This is a genomic window from Leptospira bourretii (assembly GCF_004770145.1).
In the GTDB taxonomy this organism is placed as follows: domain Bacteria; phylum Spirochaetota; class Leptospiria; order Leptospirales; family Leptospiraceae; genus Leptospira_A; species Leptospira_A bourretii.
This window is the reverse complement of the sequence record NZ_RQFW01000016.1, coordinates 140,927-159,173: the sequence shown is the minus strand read 5'-3', so window position 1 is coordinate 159,173 and position 18,247 is coordinate 140,927. Positions and strand designations below refer to the sequence as shown.

Here is an 18,247-nt window from a genome sequence, read left to right as displayed (position 1 = left end):
ATTTATACAAGAACTAATTTAGCTTCCGAATTCCTTGGATAAATCAAATCGGAAAAGAAAAACCTTTTAACACTCGCTAATGGAGCCATTTACTGATTAGAATCTTTCCGATTTACCATCCATGCACTAAAACCGTCCAAAAAGTATAAAAAATCAATTTTGTCATCATGTTCAAAATCAAACTTCTGTAAGGCTTCGTCATAACAACGAAACCAAACTTCCCTCTCCTTTTCAGAAATAGGAAAAACAAAATGGCGCATCCTCATCCTAGCAGGTCCCCATTTTTCTATATAATAACTTGGACCACCTAACACTTGGATCATAAAATCCGCTTGTTTCTCTTTGGCCAAATCCCAATCCCCCTGAAACATCCATTTAATTTCAGAATGAGCAACCAGGTCATAAAAATCGGAGACAAGTTGGCGAATGGCAGATTCTCCCCATTTTTCAAAAAGAAATTTTACATTGGGGTTTGGAGGGGGAGGACCACCTGGCGGTGTGTATATATGATCAGGATCCAAATTGATAGTCAGTTTTGCGAAAGGGACAGGAAGGGGAAGTCGAATTTTCGACCGGAGCCGAAGGCGAAGCCCGGACTGGCCCGGCCCCGAGGGACGAGCGGGTTCGCCCCAAACAAAAGAAAGTCCCTAGATTTAGAAAGGAGCTCGAAAAGGTAAGTGAGTTTCTTCCTAGAATTGGTTCCATTCGGATTTTGGCATTAATTCCTGGACGACAGGCAAAATTCACAAAACTTGGTAAAAAAATCCGAAAAAGGTATACTAAATGGCACTGACTCACCCGCAATCAGCTCTCTTTGCAGGAGAAAAACCTTTCCCTATCATCCCTGCTTGTGAACACTTCGCTGGATCTGAAAAACTCATCACTAAAGCCCTTGAGTTGCAAAATAAACTCGGTGGACTTTTCGACATCACGATGGACTGCGAAGACGGTGCCCAAACTGGAAAAGAAAAAGAACACGCAGAGATGATTGTTCGTATCCAAAACTCTGAACTGAACAAACATAAAATGAGTGGAGTTCGTATCCATGATTATACAAACGAACATTGGCGAGGCGATGTTGATATCCTTGTACCGGGAGCAGGAAATGTAATTGCTTACATCACAATCCCTAAGCCTACAAAAGCAAGTCAGGTGAAAGAGCAAATCACTTACATTCAAGATGCGTGCAAAAAAGCAGGAATCAAAAGAGAAATTCCAATTCACGTACTCATCGAAACTCACGGTGCGTTAAATGATGTGTTCGAAATTGCAGCACTTCCTTGGTTACAAGTTTTAGATTTTGGTTTAATGGACTTTATTTCCGGACACCATGGTGCGATTCCAGCATCTTGTATGAAATCTCCTGGTCAATTTGACCACGAACTTCTCCGCCGTGGAAAATCAAACTTGGTAGCAGCGGCACTTATGAATGGGGTGATTCCTGCTCATAACGTAACTTTGGATTTAAAAAACATCTACCAAACTTATGCGGATGCGAAACGTGCGCATGATGAATTCGGTTTTTTACGTATGTGGTCCATTTATCCTGCACAAATCCAATCTATTTTGGATGCAATGGCTCCGAACTTTGCAGAAACACAAACAGCTTGTGACATTCTAATCAAAGCTCAAGATGCAGAATGGGGTCCAATCCAACATGATGGTGACTTACATGACCGAGCCACATACCGATATTTCTGGGAACTTGTCCAACGAGCAAAACTCACAGGACAAAAACTTCCAGATGAAGTAGAGAAACGATTCTTTTCAAACTAAGAATTTTTTTAACAATTGAACTTAAGTGAGCAAGTTACCTTCGGAACTGGCTCACTTTGGTAAGTCGCACGAAAAGGTAAGTCACTTTCCTTATTTAGTGACTTACCTTTTTCACCAACTTTAACTTTCACCCAAGTACACCTTTTCCCGTCGCACTTCTCCCCATTCAAAACGAAAAAACCGATCGCAACCGAACAAAAGGACGAATAACCAAGCGATAGATTTTCCCAAAAAAATCGAATATGGCCTTTTATTTGCAATTAGAACCAGAAAAGGGAAAATTCGGTATTAAATAGAGGATAAATTTCATTTTTACGGATTTTTTATCTGCTATAGCGATTTTTTGTTTGTAATACTGGAACCTTGTTCCATTACTGACTTCACCTATGAGCAAGCGAATATCAAAATTGACTCCCTTTCTTTTCCTTTCGGTTTCCTTCATTCTGGTAGGATTCCCAGTAAGTGGTATTTATGCCCAAGCTGAGCCAAACACAACTCCCAAAGTAGAGACAGTTTCCGAGCCATTCCCCCAACAACCAAAAGAAGAAAAAAAGGAAGGGTACCAAAGCCAACAGATCGGTAATCTATCAGGCGAATATTTGAGAAGTTTGCAAGTCACGAGCAAACAAAGAAAGGCAATCCAAGAGAATAAAAGCCTTTGGTTTGCTGATAAGTTTCGGGTTGGGTTTGGAATTCGACCGAAAGTGGATTCCTTGAATAATACAGATTTCGATAAATCAACACCGGATAACAGAAACAACGCGTTAACTCAAACACAATTTTTTATCCTAGGAGATATCAACGAGAATGTACTATTCAAAATTACATTACAAGATGTACGCCTTTGGGGAGGCGAGGTAGTCTCAAGCGGAAATGCGGAACAGAAATATGCAGCTATTGCAAATGCAGGAACAACAGTTGACACAACCAAACAAAGAGAAGTTGCAATAAATAATTATACAGGGATCCGGGAAGCTTTTTTAGATTTAAAAACAACGAATCAGGCATTTAGATTAAGGACAGGCAGGCAAATTTTAGAATTCGGAGACGGTAGGATCCTTGGTTCCCGAAACGATAGCTTAAACGGTAACTCATTTGATGCACTTAGGTTTACAGGTAAAATCAGCAATCATACATTGGACGTTTTTGGCTCAGTCATCGGAGCAGAAAATAATTCAAACAGCATTGTATCAAACAATTCAACAAAGTTAGGTGGTATAGGAGATTCTTATTATGGTGGAGTTCATTATAACTGGAAAGTAGCCGATTGGCTTGGAATTGACTTGTATAATTACAGTTTATTTAAACAACAAAGAAAAGCATCTACTCCTCCAGCCCTTTCAGAAACAAGAAACTACCGTGGTGACGATCAACTGAATACCTCAGGTTTTCGACTAACCAATCGAACTAAAAATAACGCTCTTCCTGATACAACCGGAATTGACTGGATGGTGGAAGCAGCTTGGCAAACTGGTTTTAATGGAGAACGAGTAACTCCGGATTGGTTAAATCAAAATGGGTTTTACTCAACAAATCAAAAAACCGGGGAACCACCTCCCCTTTCAGAAGCAGTTCGTTACAAAGCAAATATCGTTGCAGTTCAACTTGGATATACTCCAGTAAAAGAATTTCGAATAGGAGTTCAATATGTGCAAGCATCAGGTGATCCAAACCGAAATGATTCTAGCGTTGCTACTTACAATCCCCTATTTGCAACAAGACGAATGGCAGGAGGCTCCTTACCGTTTGCAGGGAATGGAAACTCTGGTCTTGTCTTTTGGCAAAATATCAAAGACTACTCATTACATCTAAAATACGAATCATCAAATTACGGGACTTTTATTATCAACCCACATTGGTATTATAAAGTGAAATTACAAGATGGTTATTATGATAACAATAATTATGTTGCTGGAAGTAAGGCAACAGGAGAGACAGCATCAACAGAAGATTATTATAATACCGAAGCATACAATCCAACAAAACCCAAGTTAGGGAATCTAGTAGCAACTGAATTAAACTTTATCTATATCATCACCCCATTCGAAAATGTATCGTTTTGGTTTGGAGCAACTGTGATTAAGGCAGGCGATGCAATCCGCAACCAAAAGAATAATCCACTGGAAACTGATCCTCTACATCGATATGACTTGAGTCCAACAGCTACAATGGCTACATTTCAAACAGTATTTGCGATTTAAAAGTAGAACCGCAAATACTAGGTTCATTTGAGTTGTTTGAAAGAACTTAAACTAATAAAATTACTTGAGCTTAAACCTTTCTACCTGAGTGGAAAGGTAGGAAGCTTGAGAAGCAATTTCTGCAGCAACAATCGTTAACTGGTCAGATCCAGTTGCTACATCTTGGGTTCCGTTCGAGATACTTATGATTGTTTTGGATATCTCTTCAGTTGCCCTTTTTTGTTCAAATACTGCATCTTCAATTTGTAAGTTCAAGTTGGTGAGTAGATTTGAATTTTGAGCGATGTCTTTCGCATTATTTTCTTGTAATAGAACTGATTCCAAAACCCTTGTTGCGGATGTTTCAAATTCTTTCACTCGGCTATTCAGTAAATTTAATACTTGGGCCGCCTCAGTCACCTTTTTGTTTCCATTTTCGACAGCTGAGTTTGTAGAGATAACAAGATCGCCAATTTCTTTTACCGAAGCACCGGTTTGTAATGCTAGTTTCCCAATCTCTTCTGCAACGACAGCAAACCCTCTTCCTGCATCACCAGCTCTTGCGGCTTCAATTGCAGCATTTAAGGCGAGTAGATTGGTTTTTTCAGAAATTTCCGTTATGATATCCAATACTTCACTAATTCGTTCAGCTTTTTCTCCGATGTCTTCCATGGCTTTTGTGGATTCATTCATTGCAGTTTCACCCACTACGGCATGTTCTCTCGATTCAGAAGCAAACTTAGCGAGATACTCCATTTCCTTATTTATATTTTGGACTTCTTCCCTAAGAGTTAACACTGATTTATCGATCTCTTTCATTTTGACAACAGCATCTTCCATCGACTTACCAACATTATCAGCTGAAGCAGATAATTCTTCAATAGCAGCGGAGGATTCTTCAGCGGCAGAAGCTTGCGCTTGTGATGTGTCAGAAAGGTTTTGTGAAGTGGACGCCATCTTGTTCGATTGGCTGCCTAGTTTTTCAACGGTGGATTTTATGTCGGCAATGATAGAAACCAAACTATTCTTCATTCGATTCATTGAATGTAGTAAACTACCAATTTCATCCTGGTTAATTTCCTCTGCATTGATAGCCAAGTTTCCATTCGCAATTTGAGATGAAAATTCCATCGCCCTTTCCAAACGAGTACTGATTTGTTTTTTAAATACAAAGTTAAGAAAAAACAGAACCACGACTAAAATAGCAATGGAGATCAAAGTGGAACTAAGAATAACCTTTGTAATTTGATCGCTAAAAATAGAATCAGGGATACTTACTTGTAATGCCCAAAATTGCGGATCTTTTCCAATATGAAAAGGAGAGAAATAATCTGTATATCCGTCATGTTGGATCGTAAAACTTTTCCCCAATTTAAGATTCTCTAAATAATATTTAAGATGATCAGGATTTTCTATTTTTTTTCCTAATTTGGTCTGGTCTTGCCCATACATCACATAAGTTCCGTTAGATGACAAAAATGCAATTCTTCCTTGCCCCCGAAACGGCTTTGTATCTCCAATTTTTTCCTGGAGTGTTGCGATATCTAAGTCAATGCCCGCAGCTCCTAAAAATTTTCCCTTTGGATAAATTGGTACAACAAGTGAAATCATTTGAATTTTTTTTCCACCCGCCAAATATTCGTAAGGTCCAAAGACTTTTGCCTTATTTGATTTTTTAACTTGAAGGTAATAATCCCCTGCTCCATTCGGATTATCGTAATCCACCAATGGCTCCAAACTGATTTTTCCATCCGGTGTGTGGTGTATATAGGGGATAAATCTCCCTGTTTTATCATGGCCAGGTTTTCCAACAAAAGCAATATCTCGTCCTTCGTAGGCGTTCGGTTCATAACAAAGCCAAATAGCAAAAATATCATCGTTACGTTCTAGGATCTCTCTCATACTACTGATCATAGATTCTCGAGGAGGTGAGGTATAAAACAAAGCAAATCGGAAGCCCCGAATCACACCCATCATGGCATTGAGATGTTCTTGGATTTCAAAAGACCATTTTTCAGAAGTGACTTTTGAATTTTCCTTAATTTCGGCATTTAGGTCAGTGGCTGTGCGATAGATTTGAAATGTGGTTAACACAACAAATCCAATAAATAAAATTCCTGCAATGGAAAGAGAAACCCTTTTGCGTATACTCATAAAGATCGATCTTAGGTGTTTTCTATATTTTGTAAATAGATTACCGTTTCTTAGGTTTGAAATCTGAATTTTAGATTCAATTGGAAATTAATTTCCATATTCAAAATTCAGATTTTTGGTAGTTTTACTAAGATTGCGTTTTCTTTAGTTCTGGTTTTACCTTAAATCTACAATTTACTTTGTCGCATTAGGTTGAGATCTCCCATTTGGTAGAGAGTTTTTTTGGCTTTTATGAAATCAAGTATCAGCCATCCAACTGATCACTGTTACTTTTTGATGAGAAAACCGAACACCAAGAGACTTTAGTTGTCTCATAGATGTTCGGTGAATTTACGAAAAAGAGAAGAAAACCTATATTTTCCTGCGGGAATCTTTATTTTTTTAATTTGGTTTTTACTGAGAAATTTTTGTATTCTACATATTCAATATCATCAATTGAAAGTTGAAACACACCTTTTGTCGAATGAACAATAAAAACATCACCTAACTGAGCAACAACGGCACCAGAAAGAACATCTCCGTTTGATTTATGAATTGTTTCCAAAACACTATAATGATTGTGAATTTCTTCTTCATCATCAAATCCGGTTTTTGCAGCTTCAGCAGCAATTTTATTTAAAGCTTCTTCTCTTTTTCCAGCATGTTCTTTTTCGATTGTCGCAACCGCTACTTCAGATGGATTGGATGAGTTGTCTTTTGGTGATTCTATTTGTTTTTGAATTGTTTCCGAACGAATGGAAACAAGAGTTTCTGCTTCGGCTTTTTCTTGAGGAGTGACAACACTTTCCTTTTTGGATAAACCATTATCAAAATCGGAAAAACCTGTTAATTCTTCGTTTGTTAATGCATTGGCTGCCACTTTTGCATTGATCAAATACACAAGTTCATTTAAATTTGGATTTACTTCCAAACGTTCACCAGGTTCCAAAACTACTTCATTTTCTTCTAGAGTTTTCACCAAACGGTTGTAATTCTCCGCAGAAAGTCCTTCATTGATTTCTACTAGTTTAGGGGAAGTTTTAAAGGCAACCGAAACGGCTCCTTCATAAACTTTCACTTTAGGAACTGAACCCTTTTCTAATTCAAATGAAAATACTGTTCCACGGACACCAGCCACCATCGTAGGTGAAGTTACAGAAAGATTTTGTGATGATTTTAGTTTTACTGATTTTACAAGAAGGTTCCCTGCCCATAAATGAAGTTCGGTATTGGGATGGTTTTCTCCAGCGATGTCTCTAAACAATACATCAGAATTATCTTTGATCCGGATCACTTCACCTCTGTAAGTTTGTAAATCGACCCTTCCCAGTTTGGAAAGTATCCGGTCCCCTGGTCGAACGACATCTCCAATTTTTGCTTGGGACTCTTTTCCTTGTGAAAGGATTGTGATATTTCCCTGCAAAAAAGTCACCACTGCACCAGCAGTTTGGTCGTTTGCAGCATTCGATCCAAATTGGAAACGACTGCATTGTAAGGAAAATAGGAGGATTGGGATAAGGATCATTTTTGTTTTCATATTTTTTTTCCAACTAAGCCTTGTATTAGGAGAAACAATTCAAAGTAATCCCATTTTCAAATTTGTAAAAACAATTTTTTTTTTAGAAAATTTAATAGGATTTTGCCAAACTCCTAACTTAACATTACAAAATTAAGACGGTTGGGAGTGATCCCAGTAAAACACCCAAATGGTGGTATTTTTTGAAAGTTTCGAAGAATTAGGTGGTGCGCTGGCAAGAGACTTAGAATACAAATTTAAAATGGTGCCAATGCTTCCAAATCTGGACCAATAAACAAGAGTTTACTGCCCAAAATGTAAGCTTAGATTGACAGAGAAATAACACATTTTTTTCTCCGACTTCAGATCTTTCAAATCGAAAGAAGAAAATTTCATCCTAAATTTATTTTTTTAAATCCGATATTTTTTTACCAAGATCGGAAGACCTACTCAAGAGTTTTGGTTTCCCAATGAGTTGCGACTGGTAAATACTGGTATGGCCAGAAACAATATAAGCGATCCAAGTAGCTATAAAAAAAAGAATTCCTGCTTCCCATCCAAATAATTCCATTCCCATGATCGCAGATGCAATAGGAGTATTACTTGCCCCTGCAAAAACAGATATAAAACCAAGAGCAACAAACAAAGATAAATGACTGGGATCAAAATAACCAAAAATATTTCCTAAACTGGCACCTATAAAAAACAAAGGTGTCACCTCGCCTCCTTTAAAACCAGATCCAATCGTAACAACCGTTACTAGTAACTTCAAAAGAAAAGTTTCTATTGGCAATTGAATTTGAAATGCTGATTGAATTGTGGGAAGTCCAAGACCCAAATAAATTGGGCTAAGTCCAAATCCAACCAAAAGGATAATGACAATTCCACCAACAAAAGGTCGAAGAGGAGGATACCTTACCCAATCAGAAAAGTATTGAGACAGATTGTGAACACACCAACTGAATGATCGAGCAACTAAACCAGAGAAAATTGCAATGACCACTAAAAAAACAATGACGATTCCATTTAAGTCGACGGGAATTTTTGGATAATGAGAATGACCAACTCCCCAAAACAAACAAACCCAATGCGAAAGATAAGCTGTTACCAAAGAAGGAAAAAGTAAATTCCATCTATAATCTCCAAGTCGAATTACTTCAATAGAAAAAATAGTAGCTGCCAATGGAGTTCCAAATACTGAACTAAATCCCGCACTAATTCCTAGTATAATCAAAGTTTGTTGGTCTTTAATTCTTAAGGGAAACAAACGAACCAGCTGATGGGAAATAGCTCCCCCCATTTGTACAGCGGTCCCTTCTCTCCCTGCAGAACCACCAAATAAATGGGTTATGATAGTTCCAAAAAATACCAATGGAGCCATTCGAATCGGAATGATCGAAGTGGGAGAATGAATCTCTTCAATGAGTAGATTATTCCCCTTACTTACATTTTTTCCATAGTGAAAATAAAACCAACCAATGGTGAATCCCGCCAAAGGAAGAAAATAAACCAACGAGGAATGTAAATCACGTAACTGACTTACTTTTTCTAGTGCCACAAGGAAAAAAGCTGAAGCCGAACCAACAAAGACTGCGATCCATCCAATGGTCAGGATCCATTGAATTCCAAAGAAAAGGGATTGGAATTTGGGACTGGTGTTCTTAGGACTGGGGCTGGAATTTTCCATCAACTTACCTTTTCCATCAAATGGAAATAGATCTCGTCGAAAACTAACTTTTAAAAATTCAAAATTTTAATACTTAGGTATTGACCTAAGTATTAAAATTTATTAGAATGCCAATATGGTCAAAAGGAACTACAGCATTGATGTTGTTTTGCATGCCTTATCGGATCCGACAAGGCGACAAGTCATCGAACGTTTAGGAATTGGACCAACAAGTGTGAGTGATTTGGCATCGCCATTTTCGATGGCAATGCCTTCTTTTATGCAACACTTGGATATTTTGGAATCTTCCCAACTGATCTATACGGAAAAAGTTGGAAGGGTTCGGATTTGTTATTTAAACCAAAATCCATTTTCTGTAATGGAAAATTGGTTACAGTTACAAAAGTCACAATGGGAAACTAGGTTAAACCAATTGGACTCATTTTTATTAAAAACGCGGGGGAAAACATGAAGTTAGAATCAAATGAAACAATCAATCCCGAATTGGATTTGGTGTTGGAAAGAATCGTTGAAGTACCAGTGGAAATGGTTTGGAATGCTTGGACAAAACCAGAACAGTTAAAACAGTGGTTTACTCCTGTTCCATGGAAAACAATTGATTGTCGGATCGATTTAAAACCTGGTGGCGAGTTTTACACTTTGATGCAATCACCTGAAGGCAACCAATTCCCAAATAACGGCTGTTTTCTGGAAGTGGTTCCACTAGAAAAATTGGTTTTCACCGACAGCCTACTTTCAGGTTTTAGACCTTCTGGAAATAGTTTCATGACTGCATTCGTTACAATGGAGTCAATTGGAACTGCGACAAAATACAAAGCAATTGCCAAACACAAAGACCCTGAAACAAAAAAACAACATGAAGACATGGGCTTTATGGATGGATGGGGTACCGCCCTAGACCAACTAGTGGCATTTACAAAAACGTTAACAAAATAAAAAATAGAAGTTGGCCGTTATGCTATAACGGCAGCTTTTTCCAACTCTTCAATTTCCTTCTTTTTATTCCTCATGAGTGTTTCTGCTTCTGATAAATATGATTCAAAAGTAGAAAAATCTTTTGCTTTAATAGAACCGCAAAAGTGGAAATATACAGTTTTTGTTTTTTTCAAATAAGAGTATTCGGGAAGGTTGGAATACCCCATCATCCCGCTAACAACGAATACATCCAAATCAACATTAAATTTATATGCAATCTTCATCACACCAGTTTGAAACGGTTTGATTTCTTCTGTAAAAGTCCTTTCTCCTTCTGGATACAAAAAGATAGACCTTGTTTTTAAAACTCTGAGAACATCAGTTTTGAAATTTCTGAAATTCGGTTTTTTCTCAGAATAAATCACTGCTTCTACAATTGTCTTATGCATCATAAGTGGAATGATTTTATACCTTTGAATGATATCTCCACCTAGATAAGATAACTTTACATCTTTTGAATTCGACAAATAAGGAAGAGCAACGATGAGTGGGACTTCCATCGCATTTGTATGATTACAAATTAAAAAACGATTGTTCCCATTGGGATCCCAGTTGCCTTGTTTGAAATCTAATGTTCTACCAGTGAGTAGGAAAAAAGAACGATACCAAAAATATCCCAGATAATTATTGATCCGATTCGACCAGCGATCAAGACCTGTGATCTTAAAGATGTAAGAGAAAGACAAACCGATAGGAAAAAGAATCACTAGAAATGGAATTGAATAACACAATACCACGAAGAATTGGAGTTGGCCCATGTGAGAATGGGAGCCGAACCCAAGAGTTGGTAAACAATAAATTCGTATCTATTTTCTTAAAATTAGAATATTTTTGGAAAAGAATCTATAATAGTTCAAACAGATAGTTCTAAAAGAAATTTAGACATTGGGTTTCTAACAATGCTAATTTTACCTTCGATCTGATCAACAAGCATCCCAATCAATTGTAATCCGAACCCAGGTGAGTGATCGAATGAAATTGATTCCGGTATCCCTACTCCGTTATCAGAGTATTCTAAAAATATTTTTTTACCTTCACGAAAGATTCTTAGCCCGATTTCAGCATTTGTTATTTCTCCAAACGCATGTTTCATTGAATTAGTAATGAGTTCGTTCAGGATGATCCCAAGTGAAGAAAGAAGTTTTGCATTTAGTTCAATCGGTTCTTCCAAAATATCCATCTTTACTTCTACAACTTTTGGGAAGATGTTTACAATTTCTTTGAAAATTGTCGGGAAATAGTCCTGTAAAGAAACCGTGTTATCAGTTTCCGAATGATACAATTTGTCATACAAAACTATCATACTTTTGATACGACCGGCCGCTTCGTATAAAATAGTTTGTACATTACTTTCAGACTGAGCCCTTGCCTGTAGAGTTAAAAGCGTAAAGATGGAACTCATATTATTTTTCACACGATGGTGAATTTCTTTCAGTATGTTTTCCTTTTCATGTAATAGTTTTTGAATTTTTGATTCTGATAAATTTCGAACGCTGACATCTCTTAGGATCACTGTGAATAATTTTTCACCTTTTACAGAGATTTGTGAAATGGATGCTTCTATAGGAAACTCTTCTCCATTGGATCGAAGCCCGCGAATTTCACCAAGAGCTCCCATAGCTCGACGACTCACTCCTGTTTTAGAAAATGAATCAATATGACTTTCATGTTGATTGCGAAATCCGAGTGGAACCAAACCATCTAAGGGTTGTCCAATGATTTCCGAAGCTTGGTATCCAAACATTTTTTCCGCAGCTCCATTAAAAAGAATGATCTTTTTAGATTGATCAATGCTAATAATTGCATCCATTGCAGATTCAATGATTTGAGTGAGTTTTGCTTCTGATTCTCTGATATGATTCATGGCATTCAAGCGTTCAGAAATATCTCTTCCCACTGCAATGTAACCAATCGGCAAATCACTTTCATCGTTTAGCAGAACTTGGTTGATTTCAATATTTCGGACGTTACCATCCTTTGCAAACTGAACTACTTCTCCAATAAAACTACCTTCCAAATTTACTTTTTCTATTACATGATCAGTTGTTAGGCTAAGGTAATCCGTCTTAAGAATTTCTAAAACGGATTTTCCCATCACTTCTTCGGCTTTCCAAAGATAAATTTTCTCCGCAGCTTTGTTCCAATAGTTGATTCGATGATTAAAATCAGTTCCGATTACCGCATCCAATACATTATTCAACATATTTGCCTGTTTTGCAATATGGCTTTGGACATTGTATTCTGCAGTGATATCACGAAAGACAAGTACAACCCCTCTCGTATCACCATTTAAATCTTTTATGGGAGATCCTGAATCAGAAATTTGGTATTCAGATCCATCTTTAGAAAGTAGGACAGTATGGTTTGCAAGTCCTACGATTGAGTTGGTTCGTAAGACTTTATCAACAGGATTTTCTACTAAAGCCCTGGTCTTTACATTCACAATTTTGAATACTCGATTTATTTCAAGTCCCACAGCATCATCATGCGTCCAACCAGTCAGTTTTTCGGCAATAGGATTCATTCGAATGACTTTTCCATCACTATCTGTGGCGATGACACCATCACCAATGGAATGCAAGACTGTCTCTAGATGTTCTTTTTTACTTTTCGTTAATTCATTAGCTTCGAATAGTTTGAACGCCATTTTAATAGAAGCATCAAGTACAGTAAATCCAGAGTTTTTAACAACATAACCATATGATGTAATTGTTTCTGTTTTTTTAACGATATCTCTTTCAGTATGTGAAGAAAGAAATACAACCGGAATTTCTCTATGGTTTAAAATTTCTGTAGCAGTTTGTGTACCGTCCAACCCTCTTCCCAGATCAATGTCCATAAGAATTAGGTCGAAAGGTTTTTCTTCGCGAATGACCAATTGAATGGCATTTTCACCATTTGTAACATGGGTGACTAGATAACCACCTTGTTCTAATTGGTTTTTCTCAAACATTGCCAGGAGGGCTTCATCCTCCACAAGCAAAATGGATTTATCAGCGACTAGAGTCATGAAACATCCTTTGCAAATTCCTAATGACTATATTAGGAATTCACAAACTACAAATGATGACAAAAAGGAAATTTAATTCAATCAAATATTTAGAATTTTTCTAAACAAAAAAATCACCCCTTATCGCTTTACCCAAATCTCTGTTAGTTTTTATTCTTTAGTACATGCACTACGATGAAAAGACCGCCAAAAAGAAAATACAAAGAACCAATCCCCACCATCCAATTCCCAAATTGATTGTAAACTGTAGGGGTTTGGATTGTTGGAACAGAGGCGACAAGCACCCCATCATTTTCTTCAAAATAATCCAGAGTTCCTTTGGCGCGCCCGTAGGCATCGTATATTCCTGACAAACCTCCTCGAGTGGAACGAACAATGGAAGAACCATTTTCTATCCCTCGAAGAGCCGCCATTTCCGTATGAAATGGATTGATTCCTTTCCAATCAGAAGCAGGGATCAAACTAATTCCTGTTCCCAATTCCCCATGTTTTTTAGTTAATTTGAGATTATCGAAATCATAACAGATGGCAACAGAAACTTTTCCCCAACCCAAATCAAGTGCTTTGATTTCAGAAGGAATATGGGAGATTGGTTCTCCCGGTGGGATGAATTGTTTGAAATAAATTTGGCGAAAAGTTCCATCTTTTCCAACCCAATGCAATTGGTTTTCCATAAAAAATTCATTTTCCTTTAAGGGAATAATGTATGCGGCAATGATTTCGATTTTATTTTCTAAGGCAAGAGAGCTTACTCTTTTCAGAAAAGAATCCTCATCCTTTCGATTGACGAGGATTGCTCCTTCGTTCCAAACTACTACCCTGGCGCCTTCATCTGCTGCTTGTTTGGTGCGATTTAAAACAATTTCAGTATTTTTTTGATTCTGTAAAGGATCTGACCACATGGTTTGAATTTCCATTTTGGATGTCACAGTGCCTACTTTTATACTTTTTCCTTCAATCGGTATGGTCAAACGGAACGCACCATAAAAATACAATCCGATCAAAAGAAAACAAGAGCTAAAAAGAAAACCAAAGGATGATTTTGAAATTTTTTTACTCGAAAAAAAATCAGATAAAGTTTGTTCTATACTTCCGTTCACAAAATAAAGTAAAAAACTAATTCCTGTGGCACCAAACAACGAAGCCGATTGTATCAAAATTAAATTGTTAATTTGGCTATTTGCGAACATTCCCCAAACACCTAACTCGGAGAAGGAACCTCCAATCCATTCTGTGATCATAAAAAGAAATGAAAAATTTAAAATAGGTGATAATTGATTCGAGAATTTTATCCGGAGCTGGTTCCAAATCCAAAGTAACAGTGTAAAAACGATCCCACTTTGAATTCCAGATAGAACTGCAATCATAATATGAAATGGCTCTGAAACGATTCTCATTGTAGATAACGTTTGAAACAATGTCATAACAAAGAACAAAGTCCAAACAGAGTATCCAAGTCGTATGTAACGCAAAAAAGGAACCATTGCAACCCAAACAAAAATGGGTATATTCCAATTCATCCCTGTGAACCCTATCAATAGTCCACCTACCAACAACAAAAACCATTTTTGATCAAAATGCTTCATTAGTTTTTTCCTTCTTTATAATATAGGTATATAAATGATTAGTGAGTCTTAATTTTCAATTTTCCCACCTGCACCCAACCACAAGTATTGAAGTGAATCTAACCAAAGTTTTTCTAAGTTTTGGTTTAATTGAAAAGCAAGGATAGGAATTCCAAAAAAACAGGAAGCGATGGACAATGAAAAAGATTGCCAATTGGTAGATTTGGGAAGTTCTCCATTTTTTGCGGCAACAGCGAGTGCTTTCTGGATGATTCCTTCGATTCCATCGGCCGCTAGATTTTCGATCCCAGATGTGTCAGGAAAAAGTAACACTCGTTCAGCGACTGTTAACCGATTGATTTGAATCGGCTTTTTGGTTTTCGCTTGAAAAGAAATAATCTCTAAAAGGATTCTTGGATTTTTTTTGGACTCTTTTGCCGTATAACGAAATAAAGCAGAAAGGATACCGAACCCAGATTCAGATAATTTTTTTTCATTAGCAAAAACCGAAACTTGCAAACTCCAAATTTGAATGTAGTGGAGGATTAAATCTCCCTTTTCTGGAAAATAATTGTAGAACGTGGGCTCTGATACTTCTGCCATTTGGCAAAGGTCTTTGATTTTTATCTCTTCAAACGTTTTTGTTTCTAGTTCGGAGAGGAAGGCGGATGTAAGGTTGGTCCGGGTTTTGGCAAACTTTCTTTCCTTTAAGGGAAATTGTCGAAGGATTTCCAATTTTTTTTCCAAATTCTGAGGCATGACCATAATTATAGCCAGATATATTTTTATAGTCAACAATAATAAAATTCAAAATTGATCCTAAAGACGAACAAATAGGATATTTTTTTAAGACGGAAGGAGATTTGGTTTCGAAAAAAAGGGGGTTGTGGTAAAGGGAGCGTATTGGGTGGCGGGTCTAGTTCCCCACCCTAATCAGGGCGGGGAGATTCTATCCGCACGCGGAACTTAAATCCAATCCCTACTTCTTCGCATGAGGATGGGCGTTCCGATACACTTCTTTCAGTCGGTCTCTCGAAACACTCAAATATACTTGAGTAGAAGATAAAGATGCGTGACCGAGTAACTCTTGTACGGCGCGAATGTCTGCACCGGCGTTCAAAAGATCAGTCGCAAAGGTATGTCGAAATTTATGAGGTGTGATGGCTTTTTCCATTCCCATCACAGTCCTTCGTTCCGATAGAATATAACGAATCCCGCGAGTGGTGAGTTTTCCGCCACGTTGGTTTAAAAAGATCTCTTCAGGGCCGTCCGTTCCTCTTTCTTCCAAATACTCTCGGAGTGCATTTTGTGCCTCTTCGCCAATAAATACAAAACGTTCTTTACGACGTTTTCCCATCACTTTAAGTGATGTTAATTCATGATTCAGATCGCTTAACTTTGCATTGACTAACTCAAATACACGAAGTCCCGTGCTGTATAATACTTCCACGATGGCTTTGTCTCTTTTCCCAAGGACTTCTGCTTTATCACCGTCTTGATAATCCAGGATGTCTTCTGTTTCGATCGGTGTGAAGTTTTTTGGTAACTTCTTTTTTGTTTTAGGAAAACTGACTTGCAAAATAGGATTGGCACCTATCTTTTCCTCGCGAAATAAAAATTTATAAAAAGTACGTAAGGAAGAAAGTTTACGGCTTTGGGTTCGTTTGTCCTGTTTTTTCGCCGACTTTAAATCAGCAAAATATGCCCTCACGTCCAGAACATCGACACTCAAAATGTCAATTTCCTCTTTCAAACAAAACTCAAAGAAAAATTTCAAATCACGTAAGTAGGCAAATAGAGTATGTTCCGAATAATTTTTTTCAATTTTAAGATAAGTTCGGTAACTTCGGAAAAGTTCGGCCATGGCTTGGGGAAAATGGTCAGGGATTTGGACTTCAAGAGCTGGCAGGGTCATACAAAGAAACTATCGGCAAAGTTTTCTTTCTCCTACGGCAAAAAAATACTATACAAGTACTTACATTTTGTTTAGTGTTGAAAACGACAAAAAAAGACATAATCCAGAAAAAATTTCGCCATCTTCCTAATTTGTCCCAGGTCTCATGCATACTGGAGCCAATCTGGAAGAGAAAAAGAGTGGAATTCGGAAGGGATGGGTTCATCCTTGAGAGAGTCGGTTCATAAGAGTTTTTTTGAAACCAACTGCCCTAGTCCCCTACCTAGTCTTTCGGAACACCGATTTTAGGAGAACGTTTGATTCATGAAAAAAGAGAAAGCTGACAAGGCTCAAGAAAAAGAAACCGACCAAAGAAAGCAGGCCATTGACGCTGCCCTAGGCCAAATCGAAAAACAATTCGGTAAAGGTTCCATTATGCGCCTTGGTGCAGATACACGTATGGCAGAAATGAACGTCGTATCCACTGGATCTTTGGATTTAGACATCGCCTTGGGGATTGGCGGATTTCCTTCCGGTCGGATCGTAGAAATCTACGGGCCAGAATCTTCTGGTAAAACAACACTCACTCTTTCTGCGATTGCGGAGACGCAAAAAAAAGGGGGCATTGCTGCCTTCATCGATGCAGAACATGCTCTCGATCCATCTTACGCTAAAAAATTAGGGGTCAATGTTGACGACCTACTCGTGGCCCAACCGGACAACGGGGAAGAGGCTCTTGAAATTTGTGAGTCCCTCGTTCGTTCCAATGCGATCGACCTCATTGTCATCGACTCCGTGGCTGCCCTTGTTCCTAAGGCAGAGATCGAAGGAGATATGGGAGATTCTCATATGGGACTTCAGGCACGACTCATGTCCCAAGCCCTACGTAAACTCACAGGAACCATTTCCAAATCCAATACCACAGTCATCTTTATCAACCAAATCCGTATGAAGATTGGAGTGATGTTCGGTAGCCCAGAAACTACTACAGGTGGTAACGCATTGAAATTCTATGCTTCCATCCGATTGGACATCCGCCGAATTGAAACTTTAAAGGAAAAGGAAGAACCAGTTGGAAACCGCGTTCGAGTGAAAGTGGTCAAAAACAAATGTGCCCCTCCATTCCGACAAGCAGAGTTCGACATCATGTATGCGAATGGAATCAACAGAGAAAGTTCTCTCATTGATCTTGCGGTTCGTCATGACCTTGTTGCCAAAGCTGGTTCATGGTATTCTTACGGTGGAGAGAAGATTGGACAAGGAAAGGAACAAGTGAAAAACTTCTTCCTCGAAAATCCAGATATCGCATTTAAAATCGAAAACCAAGTTAGGGATCTTAACAGCCTCCCTCTTATGGACCAATCCAAAATCCAAACGAGAGAAGTAAAATCCATTGAACGGGATCCAAAAGAAACTAAAGAAACAAAATCAAAACAACCAGTTAGTTTCTCTACCGAAGCAGAAGGAGAAGTTGCTGTCGGAGAATAAAACCATTCGGCTTTCTTTTTAGG

14 protein-coding genes are annotated in these 18,247 nt (G+C 37.9%); 5 read left to right on the top strand and 9 right to left on the bottom strand.

Annotation, left to right across the window (positions count from 1 at the left end):
• Window positions 1–89: 89 nt before the first annotated feature.
• Complete coding sequence (locus EHQ47_RS11030) at window positions 90–521, bottom strand: globin domain-containing protein (protein ID WP_135749009.1); 432 nt, start codon at window positions 519–521, stop codon at window positions 90–92.
• Window positions 522–783: 262 nt separating this feature from the next.
• Here EHQ47_RS11030 and EHQ47_RS11025 point away from each other — a divergent pair, with 262 nt between their 5' ends.
• Both EHQ47_RS11025 and EHQ47_RS11020 read left to right on the top strand, forming a co-directional pair.
• Window positions 784–1,776 (top strand): HpcH/HpaI aldolase/citrate lyase family protein, encoded by a 993-nt coding sequence (locus EHQ47_RS11025; RefSeq protein ID WP_135749010.1) that lies wholly within the window; start codon window positions 784–786, stop codon window positions 1,774–1,776.
• Window positions 1,777–2,162: 386 nt separating this feature from the next.
• Window positions 2,163–3,977 carry an alginate export family protein gene (locus tag EHQ47_RS11020; protein ID WP_135749011.1) on the top strand — a complete coding sequence of 605 codons (1,815 nt, stop codon included), beginning with the start codon at window positions 2,163–2,165 and terminating at the stop codon, window positions 3,975–3,977.
• A 60-nt stretch (window positions 3,978–4,037) separates the two neighbouring features.
• Here the strand turns inward: EHQ47_RS11020 and EHQ47_RS11015 are convergent, their stop codons facing one another.
• From EHQ47_RS11015 to EHQ47_RS11005, 3 genes are all read right to left on the bottom strand, one after another.
• Window positions 4,038–6,110 (bottom strand): methyl-accepting chemotaxis protein, encoded by a 2,073-nt coding sequence (locus EHQ47_RS11015; RefSeq protein WP_135749012.1) that lies wholly within the window; start codon window positions 6,108–6,110, stop codon window positions 4,038–4,040.
• 373 nt (window positions 6,111–6,483) lie between these two features.
• Window positions 6,484–7,626 (bottom strand): FecR family protein, encoded by a 1,143-nt coding sequence (locus EHQ47_RS11010; RefSeq protein WP_135777192.1) that lies wholly within the window; start codon window positions 7,624–7,626, stop codon window positions 6,484–6,486.
• A gap of 382 nt (window positions 7,627–8,008) precedes the next feature.
• Window positions 8,009–9,292: a chloride channel protein gene (locus EHQ47_RS11005; RefSeq protein WP_135749014.1), complete on the bottom strand. Its 1,284-nt coding sequence runs from the start codon at window positions 9,290–9,292 to the stop codon at window positions 8,009–8,011.
• Between the two features lie 115 nt (window positions 9,293–9,407).
• Here EHQ47_RS11005 and EHQ47_RS11000 point away from each other — a divergent pair, with 115 nt between their 5' ends.
• Window positions 9,408–9,743, top strand: coding sequence for an ArsR/SmtB family transcription factor (locus tag EHQ47_RS11000; protein WP_135749015.1), 336 nt, complete (start codon window positions 9,408–9,410; stop codon window positions 9,741–9,743).
• Entirely contained in the window at window positions 9,740–10,228 is a 489-nt protein-coding gene (locus EHQ47_RS10995) for an SRPBCC family protein (RefSeq protein WP_135749016.1), read from the top strand. The genes EHQ47_RS11000 and EHQ47_RS10995 overlap by 4 nt, the downstream gene beginning before the upstream one ends.
• A gap of 17 nt (window positions 10,229–10,245) precedes the next feature.
• Here EHQ47_RS10995 and EHQ47_RS10990 read toward each other — a convergent pair whose 3' ends face one another.
• The 5 genes from EHQ47_RS10990 to xerA form a co-directional block, all read right to left on the bottom strand.
• Window positions 10,246–11,025 carry a lysophospholipid acyltransferase family protein gene (locus EHQ47_RS10990; RefSeq protein ID WP_135749017.1) on the bottom strand — a complete coding sequence of 260 codons (780 nt, stop codon included), beginning with the start codon at window positions 11,023–11,025 and terminating at the stop codon, window positions 10,246–10,248.
• 95 nt (window positions 11,026–11,120) lie between these two features.
• Window positions 11,121–13,277, bottom strand: coding sequence for a PAS domain S-box protein (locus EHQ47_RS10985; RefSeq protein WP_135749018.1), 2,157 nt, complete (start codon window positions 13,275–13,277; stop codon window positions 11,121–11,123).
• Window positions 13,278–13,420: 143 nt separating this feature from the next.
• A complete protein-coding gene (locus EHQ47_RS10980) occupies window positions 13,421–14,863 on the bottom strand; it encodes a nitrilase-related carbon-nitrogen hydrolase (RefSeq protein ID WP_135749019.1) in 1,443 nt (480 codons plus the stop codon).
• Window positions 14,864–14,911: 48 nt separating this feature from the next.
• Window positions 14,912–15,601 (bottom strand): TetR/AcrR family transcriptional regulator, encoded by a 690-nt coding sequence (locus EHQ47_RS10975; protein ID WP_135749031.1) that lies wholly within the window; start codon window positions 15,599–15,601, stop codon window positions 14,912–14,914.
• A gap of 220 nt (window positions 15,602–15,821) precedes the next feature.
• Window positions 15,822–16,757 (bottom strand): site-specific tyrosine recombinase/integron integrase, encoded by a 936-nt coding sequence (xerA, locus tag EHQ47_RS10970; protein ID WP_135749020.1) that lies wholly within the window; start codon window positions 16,755–16,757, stop codon window positions 15,822–15,824.
• A 303-nt stretch (window positions 16,758–17,060) separates the two neighbouring features.
• Here xerA and recA point away from each other — a divergent pair, with 303 nt between their 5' ends.
• A complete protein-coding gene (gene recA, locus EHQ47_RS10965; RefSeq protein ID WP_135749021.1) occupies window positions 17,061–18,224 on the top strand; it encodes a recombinase RecA in 1,164 nt (387 codons plus the stop codon).
• Window positions 18,225–18,247 lie beyond the last annotated feature (23 nt).

Coding starts and splice junctions, on each gene's coding strand:
- EHQ47_RS11010 (WP_135777192.1), bottom strand. CDS start 7,626: ATGAAAACAAAAATGATCCTTATCCCAATCCTCCTATTTTCCTTACAA.
- EHQ47_RS10975 (WP_135749031.1), bottom strand. CDS start 15,601: ATGCCTCAGAATTTGGAAAAAAAATTGGAAATCCTTCGACAATTTCCC.
- xerA (WP_135749020.1), bottom strand. CDS start 16,757: ATGACCCTGCCAGCTCTTGAAGTCCAAATCCCTGACCATTTTCCCCAA.
- EHQ47_RS11005 (WP_135749014.1), bottom strand. CDS start 9,292: ATGGAAAATTCCAGCCCCAGTCCTAAGAACACCAGTCCCAAATTCCAA.
- recA (WP_135749021.1), top strand. CDS start 17,061: ATGAAAAAAGAGAAAGCTGACAAGGCTCAAGAAAAAGAAACCGACCAA.
- EHQ47_RS10990 (WP_135749017.1), bottom strand. CDS start 11,025: ATGGGCCAACTCCAATTCTTCGTGGTATTGTGTTATTCAATTCCATTT.
- EHQ47_RS11000 (WP_135749015.1), top strand. CDS start 9,408: ATGGTCAAAAGGAACTACAGCATTGATGTTGTTTTGCATGCCTTATCG.
- EHQ47_RS10980 (WP_135749019.1), bottom strand. CDS start 14,863: ATGAAGCATTTTGATCAAAAATGGTTTTTGTTGTTGGTAGGTGGACTA.
- EHQ47_RS11015 (WP_135749012.1), bottom strand. CDS start 6,110: ATGAGTATACGCAAAAGGGTTTCTCTTTCCATTGCAGGAATTTTATTT.
- EHQ47_RS10995 (WP_135749016.1), top strand. CDS start 9,740: ATGAAGTTAGAATCAAATGAAACAATCAATCCCGAATTGGATTTGGTG.
- EHQ47_RS10985 (WP_135749018.1), bottom strand. CDS start 13,277: ATGACTCTAGTCGCTGATAAATCCATTTTGCTTGTGGAGGATGAAGCC.
- EHQ47_RS11020 (WP_135749011.1), top strand. CDS start 2,163: ATGAGCAAGCGAATATCAAAATTGACTCCCTTTCTTTTCCTTTCGGTT.
- EHQ47_RS11025 (WP_135749010.1), top strand. CDS start 784: ATGGCACTGACTCACCCGCAATCAGCTCTCTTTGCAGGAGAAAAACCT.